Source organism: Zunongwangia atlantica 22II14-10F7 (genome assembly GCF_002094855.1).
Lineage (GTDB): Bacteria > Bacteroidota > Bacteroidia > Flavobacteriales > Flavobacteriaceae > Zunongwangia > Zunongwangia atlantica.
The window spans coordinates 25,430-46,520 of sequence record NZ_ARYN01000008.1 but is presented as its reverse complement, the minus strand read 5'-3'; the positions used below and the strand labels follow the sequence as shown (position 1 = coordinate 46,520).

At 35.0% G+C, this 21,091-nt stretch carries 13 protein-coding genes; 2 read left to right on the top strand and 11 right to left on the bottom strand.

The window, feature by feature from the left end; translation table 11 throughout:
- Positions 1 to 13: 13 nt before the first annotated feature.
- From IIF7_RS09795 to IIF7_RS09765, 6 genes are all read right to left on the bottom strand, one after another.
- Positions 14 to 3,040 carry a SusC/RagA family TonB-linked outer membrane protein gene (locus IIF7_RS09795; RefSeq protein WP_084841510.1) on the bottom strand — a complete coding sequence of 1,009 codons (3,027 nt, stop codon included), beginning with the start codon at positions 3,038 to 3,040 and terminating at the stop codon, positions 14 to 16.
- An 858-nt stretch (positions 3,041 to 3,898) separates the two neighbouring features.
- The gene (locus IIF7_RS09790) at positions 3,899 to 5,383 is read right to left on the bottom strand and encodes a TolC family protein (protein ID WP_084841509.1); all 1,485 of its coding nucleotides are present in this window, start codon (positions 5,381 to 5,383) and stop codon (positions 3,899 to 3,901) included.
- The gene (locus IIF7_RS09785; RefSeq protein ID WP_084841508.1) at positions 5,373 to 8,537 is read right to left on the bottom strand and encodes an efflux RND transporter permease subunit; all 3,165 of its coding nucleotides are present in this window, start codon (positions 8,535 to 8,537) and stop codon (positions 5,373 to 5,375) included. The genes IIF7_RS09790 and IIF7_RS09785 overlap by 11 nt, the downstream gene beginning before the upstream one ends.
- 162 nt (positions 8,538 to 8,699) lie before the next feature.
- Entirely contained in the window at positions 8,700 to 9,782 is a 1,083-nt protein-coding gene (locus tag IIF7_RS09780) for an efflux RND transporter periplasmic adaptor subunit (protein WP_176218934.1), read from the bottom strand.
- A gap of 155 nt (positions 9,783 to 9,937) precedes the next feature.
- Positions 9,938 to 10,375: a hypothetical protein gene (locus IIF7_RS09775; RefSeq protein ID WP_176218931.1), complete on the bottom strand. Its 438-nt coding sequence runs from the start codon at positions 10,373 to 10,375 to the stop codon at positions 9,938 to 9,940.
- A gap of 642 nt (positions 10,376 to 11,017) precedes the next feature.
- On the bottom strand, positions 11,018 to 11,710 hold the full coding sequence (locus tag IIF7_RS09765; protein WP_084841505.1) for a hypothetical protein: 693 nt from the start codon (positions 11,708 to 11,710) through the stop codon (positions 11,018 to 11,020).
- Between the two features lie 351 nt (positions 11,711 to 12,061).
- Here IIF7_RS09765 and IIF7_RS09760 point away from each other — a divergent pair, with 351 nt between their 5' ends.
- On the top strand, positions 12,062 to 12,760 hold the full coding sequence (locus IIF7_RS09760) for a LytR/AlgR family response regulator transcription factor (protein ID WP_084841504.1): 699 nt from the start codon (positions 12,062 to 12,064) through the stop codon (positions 12,758 to 12,760).
- Between the two features lie 123 nt (positions 12,761 to 12,883).
- The gene (locus IIF7_RS09755; RefSeq protein WP_084841503.1) at positions 12,884 to 13,165 is read left to right on the top strand and encodes a hypothetical protein; all 282 of its coding nucleotides are present in this window, start codon (positions 12,884 to 12,886) and stop codon (positions 13,163 to 13,165) included.
- Between the two features lie 819 nt (positions 13,166 to 13,984).
- Here the strand turns inward: IIF7_RS09755 and IIF7_RS09750 are convergent.
- The 5 genes from IIF7_RS09750 to IIF7_RS09730 are packed head-to-tail and all read right to left on the bottom strand — an operon-like array spanning position 13,985 to position 21,079.
- Positions 13,985 to 15,727 (bottom strand): hypothetical protein, encoded by a 1,743-nt coding sequence (locus tag IIF7_RS09750; protein WP_084841502.1) that lies wholly within the window; start codon positions 15,725 to 15,727, stop codon positions 13,985 to 13,987.
- The gene (locus tag IIF7_RS09745) at positions 15,720 to 17,918 is read right to left on the bottom strand and encodes a tryptophan-rich sensory protein (RefSeq protein ID WP_084841501.1); all 2,199 of its coding nucleotides are present in this window, start codon (positions 17,916 to 17,918) and stop codon (positions 15,720 to 15,722) included. Before IIF7_RS09745 ends, IIF7_RS09750 begins: the two co-directional genes overlap by 8 nt.
- A complete protein-coding gene (locus IIF7_RS09740; protein ID WP_084841500.1) occupies positions 17,915 to 19,189 on the bottom strand; it encodes a BatA domain-containing protein in 1,275 nt (424 codons plus the stop codon). The genes IIF7_RS09745 and IIF7_RS09740 overlap by 4 nt, the downstream gene beginning before the upstream one ends.
- Positions 19,190 to 20,083 (bottom strand): DUF58 domain-containing protein, encoded by an 894-nt coding sequence (locus IIF7_RS09735; protein ID WP_084841499.1) that lies wholly within the window; start codon positions 20,081 to 20,083, stop codon positions 19,190 to 19,192.
- Positions 20,084 to 21,079, bottom strand: coding sequence for an AAA family ATPase (locus IIF7_RS09730; RefSeq protein ID WP_084841498.1), 996 nt, complete (start codon positions 21,077 to 21,079; stop codon positions 20,084 to 20,086).
- Positions 21,080 to 21,091 lie beyond the last annotated feature (12 nt).

Here is a 21,091-nt window from a genome sequence, read left to right as displayed (position 1 = left end):
TACTCTTTTATAATTAGAAGGATACATTTAAACCAAAAACAAATGTTCTAGCTTTTGGATACGTATAATAATCGATACCATAAGATCTGGAATCGCTTGAACTACCTGTGTTTAACTCTGGATCGAAACCGCTGTAATCTGAAATTACAAACAGATTTTGTCCGGTTACAGAAAATCTAAGACTGTTAATCCAATCTCCTAAACCAATTGCTTCTGGTTGAAGATCGTAAGCTAAAGTTGCGTTATTTAAACGTAAGAAGCTTCCGTCCTCAAGATATCTTGTTGACACGGTATTACTATTACTAGGATCTTCGTTAGGAAATTCTACTGCCTGATCTGTAGTATTTAAGGAGTTAGAAATCTGAGTCATATTAAACAAACTCATCCTTGTGTGGTTATAAATTTTATTTCCACTTACCCCGTTAAAGTTTAATCCTAAATAGAAGTTTTTATAGTTGAATTTGGTATAGAATGCATAAATGATATCTGGCACTGCACTTCCTGAAGAAACACGATCACTATCATCGATTTGCCCATCACCATTTATATCTGTAAACTGGCTAAAACCATCTGCTCCTATTCCTTCAAATTGTCTTACAAAGAAATTACCAATAGGCTGATTATTCATGTAACCATTAATTGTAGCTCCGGTTTGCCCAGATCCCTGTGCAGTTCCTGTAGTTACGATAGTAAATGGAGAATCTGTAATTTCATTTTTAATATAAGAGAAGTTACCACCTATATTATAAGAGAAATCTCTTGTTCTATCACTTTGATAATCTAAAGAAACTTCTAAACCAGAGTTTCTAATTTTCATGTTAGGAATGTTTTGCCAGGTATACCCAACCTCATCTATAGGATCCTGAGTAGAGAAATACAATAAAACATCTGTTGTTTCTTTTAAGAAGTAATCTAAAGTACCGGTAAGTTTCTGATTAAAAAATCCAAAATCTAAACCAATGTTAGTTTGCGCAGTTTCTTCCCACTGTAAATCTGGGTTTGCAGTACGAGCAAATACAAGACCATAAGGATAGTCTTCTCTATTAATCTCGTTACCACTCATTGGATAGATGTCGTTATCTGCAAAACTTTCACCGTAACTTAATCTTGTTTGTTTTGAAGGGATTTCCTGGTTACCAGATTTACCCCAACTGGCTCTAAATTTTAAGTTACTGAAGGCAGAATCTTCTAAGAAGTTCTCTTTATGAATATTCCAACCTAAAGCGAAAGATGGAAAAACAGCATATCTGTTATTTTCACCAAACTTGGTAGAACCATCTGAACGTACCGTAGCCGTTACTAAATACTTGTCTTTAAAATCGTAATTAATTCTACCAAAGAAAGATTGTAGCTCATTAATAGTTGCATTAGAGAATTGCGTATTATCTTCTCCTCTAGCTTCTCCTAACTGGTATCTTGGCTCTATCCCGTTATCTGGAAAATTAGTAAACGAGTATTCTTTTGCATGAATATAAAATTCCTGATAAGAATGTCCTGCCAATAAATTTAAACCATGATCACCAATTTCAGTTTCATAAGTTAAAGTATTCTCTACCAGTGTATTTCTATTTGTAGTAAAAGTAGAACTTATAGAACCTTCAGCATAATCTGGATCTGCTGTATAAGGAATATATTGCTGATCTCTATCTGTTTTAGAATAATCTACACCAAGGTTTAATTTATAAGTTAAACCATCGATAAACTCTAAAGACGGCGCAATATTGGCAATCATCCTATTATTATTAGAGAAGTCTCCAAATATATCTTCGATGATTAACGGGTTAATCCCAGTTCCAAAAACTGTTGGCTCTCCATTAGTATATGCTGGCGTAGTTGGATTTAATTGCAACATATTGCTTACCATCGTACCAATATTAGGACGCTCGTTTTCTGTTCTTGTTGCTGTTAAGTTTAAATCTACTTTTAAACGATCGTTAAGCCCTTTTTGAGAAACATTAATTCTTCCTGAATAACGTGTAAGATCACTATTATTAAGAATCCCTTCCTGATCTCTAGCTCCCACTGAAGCAAAATAAGAAGTGTTAGAGGTACCTCCACTCATCGAGAAGTTTACATCGTTGGTGATTCCTGTTCTGGTAAGCTCGTCCTGCCAGTCGGTATCTGCACCATTATCGCTTAAACTTCCGCCAATGCGCTGTACTACATCTCTAAATTCATCTGCTGAAAAAACATCAATTTTATTAGCGATGGAAGAAATAGCAGTAGAAGCAGAAAAATTCATTTGTGTTCTACCTGCTTTACCTTTTTTTGTGGTAATTACAACCACACCGTTCGCTGCACGAGAACCATAAATAGCCGCAGCAGAAGCATCTTTTAATACGTTGATAGACTGAATATCTTCAGTATTAATAAAGTTTAATGGGTTTGTTGGCACGCCATTATCAGAGTTATCTAAAACAAAACCATCAATTACATATAAAGGAGAAGTTCCTGAACGTAAAGTTCCTACACCACGAATAATAATATCCTGTCCTGAACCTGGTTCACCACTGGCATTAGTTACGTTTAAACCAGAAACTTTACCTTGTAAAAGGTTACCCGGGTTAGTATTAATCCCTTTATTGAATTCTTCTTCACTTACCGCACTTACAGATCCTGTTAAATCTGATTTTTTCTGAGTACCATATCCAACAACAAGAACTTCATCTAAAGAAGCACTATCTGTTTCTAATTCTACGTCGAAATTTGCCTGCCCGGTAATTTTAACTTCATAAGTTTTAAAACCTACAAAAGACACCTGAAGAATATCACCTTCTTGTGCTTCTATAGAATATTGCCCATCAAAATTTGTAGTAACTCCTTTTGAAGATCCTTTTACCATAACGGTAGCTCCCGGAAGTGGCACTCCCTGATCGTCTGTTACTACACCATTAATTGTTTGCTGTATTGATTTGCCGTTAATTGTAGGGGTGATAACAGGCAAATTACTGGCTGCAGCCTGGCCAGTTTGAGAAAAAAGTAAAACCGAAAGTCCAAATAATACTCTTTTCGATCTTAAATGTGTAATTTTAAAATACATTTATTTAAGTAATTGGTTGCACAATGCTTAATTAATCGCCGCAGTTGTTGGTAGCTTCTGCGGTTCTTTTTGTTGATTTTTAGAGTTAGTTTTTAATACTATTACTTCACTGTTTTTAGGTTTTTGTTAACACGGCGCTAAATAATAAAGAAAGAATTGAAGCTGTTTTAAATGAAGTTTATGCCTACTTTAAATACACCAAATAAACCAGCAAAGCCCCTAAAACTTATAATTACTGAATTTTTAGCCCTCAAAAGCCTTTTATTACTGAAGAATCTTAAAAAATAAGTGGTTTTTTAAGCAATATCGATTTTAGGACAACCTACTAAGCCTATATCACCTCAGTTCTCTTATTAACATTTAAAAGGAATCCTAAACACTAGGATAAATAAGACTTAACACTTAGATAAAACGGTTTATCATATCTAAATATTCAACAATTCCTGTGAAATTTAACTTACAGAGTATAGGTGAATTAGATTTTTGGTGACCGAAATTTGTAAAAATTAGAGAAGATTTTAAAGAAAATGAGTTTGAGCTAAAAAACGCGAATCGATAAATATGAAAGATAAATTTCTAAAGAAAAGGCATGGTGAAATTCGATAAAATTAGGGCTCATTTTTTAGTAAACTCCCTCTGGGTATTATAGCCGTTGGTGGTGCCAATAAAATCGAGTAGAATCTATAATTCGTCAAGCAGAGTAAATCTTCTGAGATAAATTGGATGTAGCGTTTATTCGAAAATCATATTTATTAGAGACACCCAAATAAATATGATTGGGTAAAATAGAAAAAGCTCCCAGAAACATTAAAACTGAGAGCTTTTTCGGCAATTTAAATAAACAAACAATAAAAAAAATTAATCATTGCTCCAGCCGCCACCAAGCGCCTGGTACATATTAACAACAGCAGTCATTTGCTGCATTTTGGTTTCTACAAGATCAAATTTAGATTCCAGAGCATCACGTTGCGTCATTAGCACTTCCATATATTCAGCTCTTGCATTTCTAAATAACTTATTCGAGATTTTAATCGATTCGGTTAGCGCATCAACTTCAGCAGCTCTTAGATCATAACTTTTCTTAAGATTATCGATTTTTGCTAATTGATTTGCCACTTCGATATAGGCCTTTAAAACCGTTTGCTCGTAATCGAAAGCCGCCTGAATTTGTTTTGCATTGGCAGTTTTATAAGCTGCTTTAATGGCATTTCGGTTTACTAAAGGTGCTACCAGATCTCCGGCAACAGAATAAATTAAAGACTCTGGCGTATTTAGCAGGTAATCTGGATTAAAAGCCTGATACCCGATATTTGCTGAAATCCCAAAAGAAGGATAGAATCTGGCTTTGGCAACTTTAATATCTAATTTTGATGCCTGAAGCTCAAATTCGGCCTGTCTAATATCTGGCCTGTTTTGTAATAATTGCGATGGTAATCCTGCATCGATCTGTTTTGGTAACATATCTGCAAAAGCCTCTGTACTACGAGCAATTGGTTGCGGATAACGACCAACTAGGAAATTCAGCTTATTTTCGGTTTCTGTAATTCTTTGCTGAATATCAAATTGCAGACTTTTAGTGTGCAAGACTTCAGCATTAAATTTACTTACCGCAAGCTGAGTAACACGAGCGGCCTGCATCTGCAATTTTACGATTCTGTAAGCTCTTTCCTGAATTTCGATATTATTCTTCACAATCTGAAGCTGATTGTCCAAGGCCAATAATTCGTAGTAAGAATTAGCAATTTCAGCAATAATATTTGTGACCATAAAATTTCTACCTTCTACACTAGATAAATAGCGCATTACGGTAGACTTTTTAGCGTTGTGAAGTTTGTTCCAGATATCTACTTCCCATTGCGCGTTCAGACCAATCATATAATCTGGAAGCGGATCTGGAAATTCTCTTCCTTCTTTAATTTCCAGGTTTTCTTCTACTGCACCATCGCGAGTATATTTACCCACTTTATCGATTCCGGCACCTGCTTTTAAGCCAATTGAAGGTAAATATTCACCTTTTCTGGCCTGCACTTCGCTTTGCGCAATTTTTAATTCCTGAAGCATAATATTTAACTCCTGGTTATTATCCAGCGCTGTGTCTATTAAAGCTACCAAATTAGGATCGTCAAAAAATGTCTTCCAATCTATCGAAGCTGAGCTTGTAGTATCGGCCGAATTAAAACTTTTTGTAGCAAGAGAGTCCTGGGAATTATGGTAGTTCCCGGGAACCTCTTTATTAGCCGTTTTCTCTGATAATGAAGGTACACAAGACGTTATACTAAGCATTATTCCTGCCGTAACGCCTAAATAAGAGAAACGTTTATATTTTTTCAATTTATTTATCATAATCAAAATCTTCGGTTAATGGATTTTCGTCTTCGTATTTAATCAATGATTTTCCTTCAGCAAGACTTCCAAAGATGTAGTAAAGTCCTGGTACGATAATTACCCCGAATATGGTTCCGAAGAACATTCCTCCAAGAGCAGATGCTCCTAAAGTTCTATTCCCAACAGCTCCCGCTCCGGTAGCAACAATCAACGGAATTAAACCTGCGATAAACGCGAAAGACGTCATTAAAATTGGTCTAAAACGAACCTTGGCTCCTTCTATAGCTGCTTCCAGAATCGTGAGGCCTTCGCTGTGTTTCATCACCGCAAATTCTACGATTAACACAGCATTTTTACCCAGCAATCCTACCAGCATGATCAAACCAATTTGAGCGTAAATATCGTTTTGAAGTCCCATTAACTTTAGCAACATAAAAGATCCAAACACTCCAACAGGTAGCGAGAATATTACCGATAATGGAATAATAAAACTTTCGTATTGTGCAGCAAGTACAAAGTATACAAAGGCTAAAACGATTAGGAAAATATAAATCGACTCGTTACCGCGCTGCGCTTCGTCATAGGATAAACCTTCCCAGGCGATATCATAATTTTTAGGAAGTGTATCTTCAGCTACTTGTTTAATCGCCTCGATAGCATCTGCCGTGGTATAACCTTCAGCCGGTAATCCACGAATGGCAGCCGAATTATACATATTGAAACGAGTTACCTCGTTTGGCCCCTGCATTTTTTTCAATTTCATAAATGCTGAATAAGGAACCATTTCGCCATGCTCGTTTTTCACGTACATATTTAAAATATCTGAAGGCAATCGTCTAAACTGAGGATCTGATTGAACATACACCTTAAAGAATCGGTTATATTTAATGAATCCCTGCTCGTAAGTACTACCAATTAAGATATTCAGGTTTTCCATAGCATCACCAATAGAAACTCCTTTTTGCATTGCTAGTTCACTGTTGAATTCCAATTCGTACTGCGGATAGTTTGCAGCGAAGAAAGTAAACAGTCCTTTTAGCTCTGGACGCTTTCTTAGGTTTTCCATAAACTCCTGATTGATCTTATCGAAATCCTGATAATCTGTTTCAGTATTTTCATCAAGTAATCGCATAGAAAAACCACCTGAAGATCCGAAACCTGGAATTGCTGGCGGCTCAAAGAATTCGATAACCGCACCTAGGTCTTTGGATTTTTCCTCCAGCTCTTCCATAATTTCGGTAACTGTATGTTTACGATCAGACCAGTTTTTAAGGTTGATCAAACAGGTACCTGCGTTAGATCCACGCCCCTCGGTCATAATCTCATAACCTGCCAAGGAAGCAACAGATTCGATTCCTTCAACCTCTTCACAGATATCCTGCAATTTTCTGGAAACTTCGTTAGTTCGCTCTAAAGTTGCTCCAGGAGGGGTTTGAATAATTGCATAGATTGTTCCCTGGTCTTCACTTGGCACAAAACCAGAAGGTAATACCTGACTTTCTAAATATACACCGGCACAAAAAGCAACTAAAATTCCGAAGGTTAACCATCTACGGCTTACCATTCGTTTTAAGATCGCTACATATTTACCTGTAAGTTTATCGAATCCTGAATTAAATTTATCCAGACCTTTAGTAAGGAAATTTTGCTTATGCTCTTTCCCGTGATGATTTTTAAGCAGCATCGCACATAATACTGGTGTAAGTGTAAGTGCTATAATTGCTGAAATAACGATAGAACTGGCCATGGTAATAGAGAACTGTCTATAGAATGTTCCTACCGGTCCAGACATAAATGAAATTGGTAAGAACACTGAAACCATTACCGCGGTAATTGCGATAATTGCTCCCCCGATTTCTCCCAAAACCTGTTTTACGGCTACATAAGGTGAAATATCTGGGTATTCATCAAATTTTGCATGCACCGCCTCGACGACAACAATTGCATCATCTACCACAATACCAATGGCGAGTACTAATGCAAATAGCGTTACCAGGTTAATCGAAATTCCGAAGAATTGAATTACAAAAAACGCCCCGACTAATGAAACCGGAACGGCCAAAATAGGAATTAAGGTAGAACGCCAGTCTCCTAAGAAAATAAACACCACAATCGCTACCAGGATAAATGCATCACGTAAGGTATGAACAACCTGCTCTATTGAAGCGTCTAAAAACTGTGATACATCGTAGCTAAGCTTATAATCCATACCCGGAGGAAAATCTTCTTTCATTTTCTCCAATTCAGCCTTAACTTCATCAATTACATCACTGGCGTTACTACCGTAACTCTGTTTTAATACGATCGCCGCAGATGGGTGACCGTCCAGGTTAGAATAAATATCAAAAAACTCACTTCCTAATTCTACTCTACCTATATCTTTTAATCGTAAGCTTTGTCCTTCTGGATTTGCTCTTACAATAATATTCTCGTACTCTTCAGGTTCACTATATCTACCTTTGTAGGTAAGAACATATTCTAAAGACTGGGCTTTAATCCCAGAACTTCTACCCAAACGTCCCGGCCTACCAACAATACTTTGCTCTTGCATGGCTTCCATCACTTCATCTACAGAAACATTATAGGCACGCATTCTATCTGGATTTAGCCAAACACGCATCGCATATTTACGGCTACCTAAAATTGTGGATCTTGCGATCCCTTTTATCCTGTTTATTTCAGGAATCATTTTTACATTGGCGTAATTGTATAGAAATTTTTCATCCATACTTTCCTTTTTCGAGTAGAGGTTCACATACATCAACATACTCGGTTGGATAGGTGTAATCACTACCCCTTCCCTTTGCACCAGTTCTGGCAGCAAAGGCATTACCTGGTCTACCCGCGTTTTTACCCGTACTACGGCATCGTTGGGATCTGTACCTGGTTCAAAAATTACTCGTAATGTTGCCTCACCGGCACTAGTGGCATCTGTTGCCAGATACCGCATTCCCTGTACCCCGTTTATTGAATTCTCTAATGTAATTAGGGTAGATTTTACCAAAACATCTGCACTTGCCCCGGGATAGGCCACAAAGATGTTTACTGTGGTAGGTGCAATTTGGGGAAACTGCGATATAGGCAGTTGTTTTATTGCTAAAGACCCCATAAACACAATTATTATCGAAATAACAATAGCAAATACGGGTCTATGTATAAATCGTTTAAACATAGTCTTCTTAAAATTTTACTCGATGATCGAGATTAAATCTATTTTCTAATAAAGGTCTCATGGGTTAAGCCCAGAGTTTTTTCACTCGACAGAGTGATTATTATACCAGTAGTTCAGCTAAAAAATTAATGCTGAAAATGTATAATATTGATACCCGAAAAATTATTCGGCGTAAAGTTCTAGATGGTTTAAAACCTCTTGAGGGTCTTCAAAATCATATTCGATTTCGTCTCCTTCTCTAACCTTACGAAGTCCTTCTAAAAGAATAGTATCATCTTCAGAAATTCCGTCACTAATTGCATAAATATGCGGAAGTTCTCCTGCAAGGCTAATTTCTCTGGATTCTATCTTATGATCTTCGTTCACCACGTATACATAATGTTTGCTAAGTACCTCGAAAGTTGCTTTTTGCGGAATTAATAGTGAATTATTAAAAGGAACCTGGGTAAGAACACTACCGGTTTCGCCATGTCTTAATAAGCCTTCTGGATTAGGAAAACTTGCTCTAAAAGCGATATTACCGGTTTCGTTATTAAATTCCCCTTCTATAGTTTGTACATAACCATCGTGCTTATAAACCTGGTTATTAGCCATTAATAATTCTACTTTAGTAGTATCATCTTCGTGAACAGCCTGCTGATAATCTAAATATTCAGCTTCTGGGACGTTATAATACACCCACATATCGCTGTTATCTGATAAACTGGTAAGTAACTCTCCTTCTTCAACTAAACTTCCTAACTTCAAATGAAGTCTATCAACAATCCCGTCGAATGGAGCTCTAATATCTGTAAATTCTAAATGTACCTGCGCTAAAGACTGTTCTGCTTTTGCTTTTTCAAACTTAGCTTTTGCCATTGCTAACTCGTTAGGAGCTACAACATTACTATCGGCAAGTTGTTTGGTGTTTTCGTATTCTATTTGGGCAAAATGTGCTTCAGCCTCAGCCCTTTGTAATTCAGCTTTGTAAAGTTTAGGCATAATTTTAAACATTAATTGCCCTTTTTTTACAAACTGACCTTCATCTACATAAATGTCTTCAAGATAACCTCTCTCTTGCGTACGCACTTCTATATTTCGTATAGATTGAATTTGTGCAACGTATTGATTGGTTACCAGGGTATCTTTTCGAAGTGGACTTGTTACCAGATACTTGGATTTTTCTTCTTTCCTTTCTTTGTGGGATTCACAGCCCATGCCTAAGAACATAGCACACAGGCTAACAATCATGAGAATTCTACTCATCATAATTTCAAATTTAAAAGTGATAAAAATTAGGGTAAACCTTATGAAAGTCTATAAACCAACGCTAAGCACAACTGTAGCCAAATGCTTTAATAGACTATTTTGAAAAATTGAAGTTTCGCCCGGATTGTAGAAAATTATCCAGACTTAGAAAATCATATCCTAAATACGCAATATCTTACACAAATAGAAGGGTAAGATGTAATATGATTTTGTTTTGAAAAATAAGGTTTGTTATCACTACGATTGTAATCGTGATAAGCTGAAAGTACAGTGTAGAAAAGTGAGGTAACATAATCGCTACCATCTAAGTATTTGTTAGAAGCATCATCATCTGAATCTGAATCGTTTTGAGCTTCTTCTATTTCGACTTCTTCGGTTTCAGAAAACTTGGTGTCTGGATTAGATCTTGATCTTTCGTGTATAAGTGCATCACTATCATCAAAATAATCAAAACCTAAATCTAACTGATCCTGAAAACAAATTTCGTCGATAATAAAATCATCATTCTCCTGTAGATTACTGGCATGAAGATCTCCTATTCCGTTAAGGAGTAGAAGAAAAAATGATATGTATTTAAACAATGATTTCATTTGAAGCGTCAAAGCTATATAATCTTTACTTTTCCCACAAGAACTTCTATATTAATTTATTGAAAGGAGTCAATTATTTAATTTTCAATAAAATACAACTACGTTTTTTCAGAATAAATGGGATTTAACAGTAAAAAATGAACCTGAAATTCAACAAAATCGATCTAATTTTCAAAAAATTCCAGAAATTTTACAGTTTTTACACATCGCAAAAATATACGAAGACTTATAAGCTTCAAAAAATACAATCTGTGGGAAGTAAACTACCTCGAGGCATTCGTTGGAAACAAATTTTTAATTTCAAGGCAAGCCTCGGGACATTATACCCTTTGGCGGTGCCAATAAAAAAATCTGATCATAGAAAACTACCATCAGATTTATAACATTGAGAATTTAAATAGTATTTTTTATAAAATGTATCGAACAGAGTTGATATTCGATGTTTTTTGAAGTTTTTTTATGCTGAAATTCGATAAATTTTCAGCAAAATATAGAGAAGCTAGCATATTCTGTTTCTAAAATTTATAAAGCTAAACTAGCTATTGGCAAGTCTGTATGGTATTCGTTTAAAAATACTCTTTGTTTCAAGCCATCACTATAGTTCTTCAAAATTTCATATTTAATCTCGACTATCGAGTAAAATTATATCAAAAAATTGTCTCTTTTTAATCTGGAAAACAATCGTTTATCTTCCATTACATATTTAAGATGACTCTCTAAAGTGTGACGATCCTGTTTGTTATCAACATTAGGGATTAGATCTTTATAAAGCGATTCTAATTCAGATTGCAGCTCTAAACTTCTTCTAATTACGAAATCCCTTCCTTTAGCTCTTAGCTCTTTACATTTTAAACCGTTTTGTTTTCTCCTGTAATTAGCCAGTTTATATTGAGATCTTAAGCCAGAGATATAAGCTTTATTGTGAAAACACAAATTTTTGAAAATGGTCTTAAAAAATAACCTATTCGACTCGTCTAAAGCTTGCGAATAAAAACAAAAGGCATCTTCGATCTTTTGATACAGTGCATTTATTTTAAAATCTAACGGAATTTCTTCGGTTTGGTTTTCATATTTATTTAGGATTAACACTTTTTCTTCTTCCGTCTGGTGATCCTGATATTTAATGCGAATAGTACCTAAGCCGGCTTCCAGGTTTTTATAAAAATTACCTTTCTCACAAAAACCCCCATCTGTAGTGAACGCCAAACATCTAATATTTGCTTTTTTTAGTTCTTTTAAAGAATGCTTCTCATTTGGCTTAATTTGGTGTTTTTGCCTAATCTTCCTTAAGGTTTCTCTGTAGGAAATATTCCCGTTGTTTGCTACTGAATTCATGGTGGTTAGATTTTTTGATCGTTATGATTCAAATCTAGCTAAAGACTCCCAGGAAATTTCTTTCCAAAAACACAAGCTTTACTTAACACCAGGTTAAATTTTAAACTGAATAAAGTCTTTCCTTTTAAAATCAATGCATTAGCCATTTTTAAACTAATTATCGACTTCTAAAATAAAACGCTTTAGAATAAAAAAATGTTTATAGAGTTCATTAATATTCAGAATATATTATAGTGCTGAATAAAAAGTTATTCACAATTAATTAATCCTACATCTAAACCAGTTAAATTTTTAATTATATTGTTAAATAAATTAACATTTCAGGAAATTCCCTGAAGACTAAATTCTGAAATGATGAGATGTGTAGTTGTAGATGACGAAGAATTACAGGTTTCTTTATGTAAAATGCTTATTCAAGAGCATACCAATTTAAAACTCGAAGGAACCTTTAGAAGTGCACTCGATGCACTGAAATTTATTAGATCGAATCCAAATATCGATTTAATTTTTCTAGACATTATGTTACCCGATATTACCGGGTTTGAACTTCTTTCTTTAATGAAAGATTCTCCCCAGGTAATATTAATGTCTTCTGCCAAAGAATATGCTATCGAAGCTTTTGATTTCGACCATGTTTTGGATTATTTATTAAAGCCTTTAAAAAAGAGTAGATTTCTAAAAGCGGTAAATAAAGCTATTGGAAAACGAGAACAACAAATGGCGCTTGCCAGTAAAGGTCAAAAATCTTTTTATGTACAAAGTGATAAACGCTTAATAAAAATTAACCCTAACGAAATCGATTTTGTTGAAGCTTGTGGAAATTATGTTTTTATTCATTTAGAAACTGAAAAGATTTTCACCTATTGCAGTTTAAAGAAAGTTAGCGAAAAATTAGCAGCTCAAAACTTTGTACAAACACATAGATCCTACATAATAAATATCGATAAAATTAAGGATATCGAAGATAACAGTGCTTTAATAGGGAATAAAGTGATTCCTATAAGCAGAAGATTTCGAAAAAATGTGCTCAGTTCTATAGATGTACTATAATCAAAATTACCGCTTAAATAATCACAACAACCGCTTATCATAAAAATTAAGCCGCTTACATAAAAAAGTTATTATAAAGTTGAATTGATTAGTAATTTCAACAAAAAAGAAATGTAAGTAAGAATGGCTACAAAGCAAAAAGAGCAACTAATCAAAATATCTGGTGTTTTAAATGAATACACGATTAAAGACATTGAAGCAGATTTGCAGTTGTACTTAGAAGAAGCCTTAAATATCCTTAAGATCGATATTAATAGTATTTCTGAAATAGACTTACCAGCCGCTTTTACGCTTTATTCGCTAAAAGAAAAAGCGAAGCAAATGGGCAAACTTATCACAATTGATAAAGAAAAATGTTATGCCCTTAAAAAATTGGAAAATTACAAAATAGAAAGATTGTTATAGTTGAGGTTACATTGGTTAGATCAAGATCCGGGAGCAGCACAAAAACGCATAACAACTGCTTCCGGACCTTCTAAAAACAACCAAAGTTTGCCCCTGGTTTTATTTTTAAAGTTTTGTTTTTATTTTTTATAAGTAGTCAGTTCATTATTAGTTAAACTAGCTAAAATGAAATCCCCAAAACAGAAAAAACCCTGAAATCACTTTCAGGGTTTTTATTTTATAATCGGAATTGATAAAAACTACGACTTTTTATTTTTAGATCTTTTTAAAAGAATGTAAAAAATAACTACCGCAAGTACGTCTACAATGGCAACAATTAAAGTTATTTTCTCAATAGTACTCATCACTCATAAAATTTCGGATTTCAAAACTACACATATTCCTTATAAATTAACTAAAATTTAGAAAGTATATTTTACAGAAGTATAAAATTACCAATAGATTTTGGTAATTTATCATTGTGAAGCATTAGAGTAAACTACCTCGAGGCAAGCCATCGAGACATCCGTTGGAAACAAATTTTTAATTTCGAGACAAGCATCGGGGTATTATACCATTTGGCGGTGCCAATAAAACTAAAAAAGGGAGCACGTCTGCTCCCCTTCTCCATATTATTTCATTTTCGTAGGCTAATACAAATTAACGAAATAATGATTAGGTACAGCAAACTTACGGTTTCGTATAAAATAAAACTATTTATTAGTGTTAAAACTAACTATATATTTAGTTAAATTCACTTTGAACAGTCTTAAATAATACATATTTATAGAACTTCTATTTTTTATAATTATTGTACGGGCAATAACCTATTTTAATCAATTAATTTTTAACCAGCTTAGGATGAAGCCATAAAAATCCCAAACAACAAATTAAAATCCCATAAAGCCAATACAAATTGATCGATTTATAATTAAAATCGCTTAAACTTCCTGTCATAGTTTTATTGAAATATAACTTATTACTCTCCAATATATCAGCATTGCGTTTTGTGCTCCAAGCATCTTGCTTAAAAACATAAAAACTAATATTAGAAATACCATCCCCTATTGCCAGGTTTAGATGATTCCAACCCGCTTTTTTAGGATATACTGTTGCTGAATAATCATCTGCTATATCCAAATGCTGTAATAAAGGAATTTCGTGCTCTAGAGAATCGATTAACTTAGGTGATTCTAAAGCTGTTTTTATAGAAAAATTTAAAGGCTCATTTTTGTATGTAAAACTATTTTCTACTTCCCAATGAAGGATTTCTGGTGTCGGTTTAGCAAGCGCTTTAAAAATATTCGCCCAAATTTCTCTATACACCTCATCGTATCCATTTAACACCAACTGATAGGTATTCTGCAACATTCCACTTCCTACTTTCCCCCTGCCCAAATACCTGTAAAAAGCCAGGTTATTTTCATTTGCTAACAAAGAATAGGTATTCACCGAATTCCGAAATACATAAGGAAATTTAGCAATTTCGACTTCTGAATTTTCCGGCCATTTTATTTTTGGCAATCCATCCAATTGAGTTTCAAAATCCACTAATGTTTTTTGCTGAAATGAATTTTCTGTCTGCTGAATAAAAACTCCCAAGCCATCTCTTCTAACAGCCATTTCCAAATCTTGTTTTTCTTTGACTGAAAATTGCTTAAAACTTGAAACATCCATCACCAAAATATCAAAATCATTCAAAAACTCTTCGGTTATTGCTGAAAATGAAGCTTCTTCTGTGTTTAAATATTCGTATTTATATCGATTACTTGTCAATTGCGTTCTTAGCGTAACCTGATGCCCTTCTTCAGCCAAAAAATTCTTTAAATAGCGTGTTTCAAAACTCGGGAAATTGTTCAATACTAATATTCGTAGTTTTTGGGCTGTATTTATTTTTATGGGTAAAGGCTCTTTTGCCAAGATATTTCCAACAGAATCCTGAATCTCTATCTGGTAAACATACTCTCCTTTGACTTTGGTTTTTGCTTTCAATTCAAAGTCAGCTTCAGTAATTACAACCGAATCCAGCTTAATTCCTCCAAAATCTTTTAAATAAGCTTTATAACCCTCTTCAGGTTTGAAAAAATGTGCTTTTATATTCAGCATTTCACCTTCAATCAATTCCTTTGGATAGATTATTTTATCTATTCCAGCTGGCAATTCCGCAGGTAAAAGGTTTACCTTTTTATTTTTAAATTGAAAAAGATCATATTCTTCAATTCCATAACCCAAAACAAAAACCTCGCCCGCAGCTTCTAATTCCGGACTTATAAAATCACCCGAACTATACTCGATTTTGGTGATTTTAGGATATATTTTTTTCAAGCTGTCAAGCTGAGCTTCCTTCGCTCCTTCGGTGATTACTACCGCTTTGTTTCGCTTTTTGGTACTTTGATAAGCTGGCTTCAATGCAATAGCAAGTAATGAAGATATGGCGATAACACCTATAAAAACTCTTAGGAAAAACACAGATTTTCTTGAGTTCCCAAATTCTTTATAGATCAAAACGACCAAAAGTAATACTGCACCCAAAAGGTAAAAGCCTAAAAATTGATCGTTTAAAAATGTAATCTTACTATTCATAAACCTCCAATTCTTCAAGCATTAATTGATCCAGACGATTCTGGTAAGACTTCGATGGTATCGCCTTCTCATTTGGTTTTGGCAAAGCCTTAAGTAATCCCTGCTGAATTTCTTTCAAATTAAGTCCTTCCAGATCACCCCCGCTAAGCATCTTTACATCCTTTAGTGTTGCCAAAAACTGTCTCGGTTTTTCAATGGCTTCCCTTGCCAGTTCTTCCCCGGCTTTTTGAAATATTTCTTTACTCGATTCGCTTAAAGTTGCAGGTGTATTTTTCTGAAATTCCTCCAATTCAGCAATGGCATTTCTAATCGCTTCAAATTCATTTTCCTGCTCAAAATCCTGCGATCTTCGATAACTTTCTACATCTTTTAATTCGCCCGTTAAACGCTTATCTTCCTTTAAAGGCGGCGGATCAAAACCAATACGATGCACATAAATTCGGGAGCTATTTTTAATATTTTGGATTAATTCTAAAGCTCGGTATTGGTATGCTAAAGAAGCTTTTGGCTCGTACACCCGCAACTGCAATTCGGCATCCCACATCTCGTTTATGGCCTGCCGCAGTTGAGTTTTTAGGGATTTTGCAAACAAGGTAGATTCTTCCGGATCTGAATGATTATGAACATATTTTTCTAATGGATCTTCCTCATCATCGTTTTCATCCCCGTGCTCTTCAACCAAATTATGCTCGTTATCACTATCATGTCGATGCGAATATTCTGCCAGCAAATCTTCTTCTCCGTCCAAACTTTCAGCATTTTCAGCCGCCAGACTTCCTTCGGCTTCGTCTCCCATAAACTGTCCATATTTTAAGCGTAAAGACTTTTGATCGAACCCAAGATTATTGCTTCTGGTTTCAAATTCTTTTCGGCTTATTTCTGGCTGTTCTTTGATCAGTTTTTCGGTATCGATGATGAGTTGCCGCTGACTCCTAAAATAGTCTGGCAGCAAATCTACGCCCATTCCGCCGGCCTCCATATAATCCATTTCCACCGTGTCTTTAATCACCGCAAAATAGGTTTCGCTTCTGGAAACATTGGCGCTCGGTTGTTTGAAATCTAAAGCTTCTACATAAAAATAAAGCTCGTCTCCTGGTTCCATTTTTAATTGATCCAGATCGATTTGTTGATCGAGATTCAAGCTTTTTGAACCCGAATTTATGCCTTCCTGAAATTCAATCTTTTCTTCCCTAAATTTTACAGATTCGCCGCTACCTTTACTTACCGTTGCAATGATATACGCGTTAGCTATTCCAAAATCATCGCTGATTTTTGATGAAAATTGAAGTCTTTTTTCTTCGGAAAACTCAAATGAACTAAACTGATCTAAATTTTCGATCTCGATCACCGGATCTTCGTCCTCAAAAACACTAATACTATGCAGATCTGAAATATACTCGTTCCCCAACGAATCGAAATACCTGAAATTATACACACCAGATTCGTTAATTTTTCTGCTGAATTTAAACTGCTCGTTTCCACCCTTCATTTTGTAGGAATCTGACTGAAATTCTAAGAAAACCGAGTCAATTTTTTGATCAAAATCAACCGTCCAGTTTAATGCTGAATTTTCTAAAACTTCAACATCCATTTTTTCACTTCTGAAGCTGCCGATTTTTGTATAATCTGGATAGCGAATTTCTAAAATATAATTTGCAACAGCCGGAGTATAATCTGATGAAGAAACTGAATCTACTGAAGTAAAAGTGACCGAATTATCAATTCGATTTTGTTGAAAATCAGACATGTTTTTTAGAGTGATTCCAAAATATCGCAAACCAAAACCAACCACCAGGCAACAAAGCAAGAAAATACTTAAGTTTTTAAATGAAACCGGTGGTTTTAAGGATTTAGATTTCTCCTGAAGTCGCTGCGCAATTTTTTCTCGCTGCAATTGGCCGATATTGGATAATTCTGAATCCTTTTTTAAAAGCAAACTCGAACTATGTTCTACAACGCTAAAACGTGAATCTATAAATCTTAAAACCTCTTGAATCCCTATTCTGAAAGGTTTAATAATGACTATTCCAATGATAAACAGCACTAAAAAAACTGGTGCTAAAACCCATAATTTCGCTCCTGAAGCCCACAAAACAATCAACGGAGCTATTGAAAAACCAAAAACCTTTAGCCAAGCATAAATTTGCCAGCGCTTTTTAAAACTAAAAAGAATGTTCGCTGCCTGTTTCATTGCTCTCTTAGTTTTGAAACGATTCTTTCAATAATAAAAACCACTAAAAAAGCTAACCAAAGCCATGGCGCCCAATCGAATTTTGCCAAATAACTACTTTTGCTACCCTCTTTAAAAACTGGAGCTAAAATAGATTTATCAATATTTCGAGTATCAGTTTCTGCTATTTTCGACTCGATCTTTGGATGTAATTCGATAAGTTGCAACAGATCTTCAGCAAGATGAGCTTCTAGAATATTCTTTCGGTGTAAAATATCTGTAAGCTGAAAAACTCCGGCTTTAGTAGTTTTTTCGATAAGGTTTTCAGCATAAATATTCGGTTTAAAAATTAAACTTTTGGTACCGGAATCCGGGATTTCATTTTCACTTAACCAAACTAAAAAATCTCTATTTTTAATAGATTTTTCATCTGAACTTACTTGCTCAAATTCCCTAAAAACAAGCGGTCTTTTTAAATATTTTCCTAAAGCAGAAAATGAAGCTTTTAAATAATCAACCTGATTTTCAATCTCCAAATCATCATAAAACTGAACTCGAATCGTATCCAATTCGGTTCTTAATACATGTTCAGGAATAGAATATCCTTCAATGTCTTTTGCAGCTATTCGTTGCTTAGAAAATCGTCCTAAATTTTGTACAATATCGAATTGTAAAAGCTCTAACGAATCTTTAAAGCTTGTAATCTCAATAATTTCACTGGTACTTTCAGTAGAATCAATTAAAATCCAGTTTACTTTTTGAGAAACCTCAGGTCGTTTTCCTTTAATTCCGCTTACTTTACCTTTACTAAAAACCACAAGACTATCGCTATGCAGCTTAGAAAATTGCTGCGCTAATTGCCAATATTGGGGATTTTCGAGCTGCTTTTTTTCAGAATTAAATTCAGTGTCTTCTTCAGTATAATCGGGAAAATCTTCAGCTAATAAATAAACTTCATTATCATCATTTATCGAATCAACTAAAGACCTAATACTATTTAATTTCAGCAAAGATGGTTCTACCACATAAGCGACCTCTAAATTCGATCGTTTAGAAATCGAAACTGGAGCTGCCATAATAAAACAGATCAAACTGACTAAAATTAGCCGTAAAAGCAATAAAAACAGCTCGTTAAACTGCAATCTACTGCTCTTAGAAGTCTGGCTTTCTTTAATTAGCCGTATGCTTCCCACTTTTATGGTTTTCCCCTCGCTTTTATTCCATAAATGGATAGCGACAGGCACCAACAGTCCTAAAAGGCTCCATAAATAAGTTGGGTTTACGAAAGACATTTAAGCTAGTTTAATTCGTTTTTTGAGGTATAATTTTAAAGTTTCGGTCAGTGGCTCGTTCATTTTAAATAGTTGATAATCGATACCATTGCTTAGGAAAAAATCTTCGTTTTCCTTAATATTCTTTTCCAGATCTTTTAAATATTGATCTTTAGCTTCTTTTGCTGAAATTTTTACTTTTTCGCCAGTTTCAATATCCTCGAAAGTTAGTGTTCCTTTATACTGAAATTCCATTTCCTGCGCTCCCATAATTTGAAGTACAGCAACTTCATTTCGATCTGTTTTCAGTCCTTTTGCGAATTCCTGCAACTCGTATTGATGCTGATGCATATCGGTAATGAAAAAGACGATCTCTTTGCGATTATGACTATGAATTTGATTAAAAGAAGTCGATTTTTCTGGCCATTTCCCTCGATTTTCAATAGAAATCAATTCGTGCAACAATCGGTTAAAATCCTTTTTCACCGCTCTTGGATAAACAGCCTGCAATTGATGTTGATTTAAAGCAAAAAGCCCAACATCGTCGCCCTGACTATGCGCCAGATAAGATATAGATGCGACCAAAATTCTTACAAAATCCATCTTTGTAAAAGCATTCTCTCTATGCTCCATTGAAGCACTGGCATCTAAAATAAATTTTACGCTGATCTGCGATTCTATTTCAGATTGTTTGATATAATAGCGCCCAGATCTGGCGAGCATTTTCCAATCTAGCAAGCGCAAATCGTCGCCGGCTTCGTAACCACGATACTGGCTAAATTCCATCCCCACGCCAAGATGCCTGCTTTTATTCAGTCCCTGTAAATAACCATCAACAATTACTCGGGACATCAGGCTTAAGCCCGAAACTTCCCTTACGATCTCTGGTTTTAAAAGTTCCTGATACGTATTCATCTAAACAGCGATATTCTTCAAAAGATCTTTCGTAACTTCATCTGAGGTTATTCGTGCAGCTTCCGCCTTAAAATTCACGATAACGCGATGGCGCAGCACAGGATAGGCTACCGCATCGATATCTTCTTTGGTTACCGCAAGTCTTTTTTGTGATAAGGCTCTGGCTTTTGCGGTTAGGATCATGGCTTGTCCTGCTCTTGGCCCTGCTCCCCAACTCACCCATTCTTTTACAAAATCGTTGGATGAAGTTTCGGGTCGTGTTGCCCTAACGATCTTGCTCACATAACTTATTAGATCATCACTAATTGGCAATTCCCTAACCAGCTGTTGCAGGCGCACAATTTCTTCTCCGCTTATAACCGAATTCACTTTTGTTTTTACTGAACATGTGGTGCTTTTTAAAATACTGGTTTCCTCCTGCTCTGTTGGATATCCAATTTTTATATATAACAGAAAACGGTCTTGCTGCGCTTCTGGTAATGGGAATGTTCCCGATTGTTCAATAGGATTTTGAGTAGCCAGAATGAAAAATGGCTTATCCAGTTTATAGGTTTTTCCTGAAAAAGTTACTTCAAATTCCTGCATGGCTTCTAACAAAGCGGCCTGTGTTTTTGGTGGTGTTCTGTTAATTTCGTCAGCAAGGATAATATTCGAGAAAATTGGCCCTTTATTGAACTCAAAAAACTTTTTACCTGTAGAATGATCTTCTTCTAAGATTTCTGTACCAATAATATCTGAAGGCATAAGATCTGGCGTAAACTGAATTCGTCTAAACTTAAGATCGATCGCATCAGATAAAGTTCTAATCATTAAGGTTTTTGCCAATCCGGGAACACCTTCCAGCAACGCGTGACCGCCAGCCAGAAACGTTATTAATAACTGTTCTATCGTTTCTTCCTGACCAATAATGATCTTCCCTATCTCTTTTTTTAGAAGTTCGATCTTCGTGGTTAGACGCTCTACTTCTTTTTCAAGATTTGCTAATTCTTTATTCATATTTTAAAACTC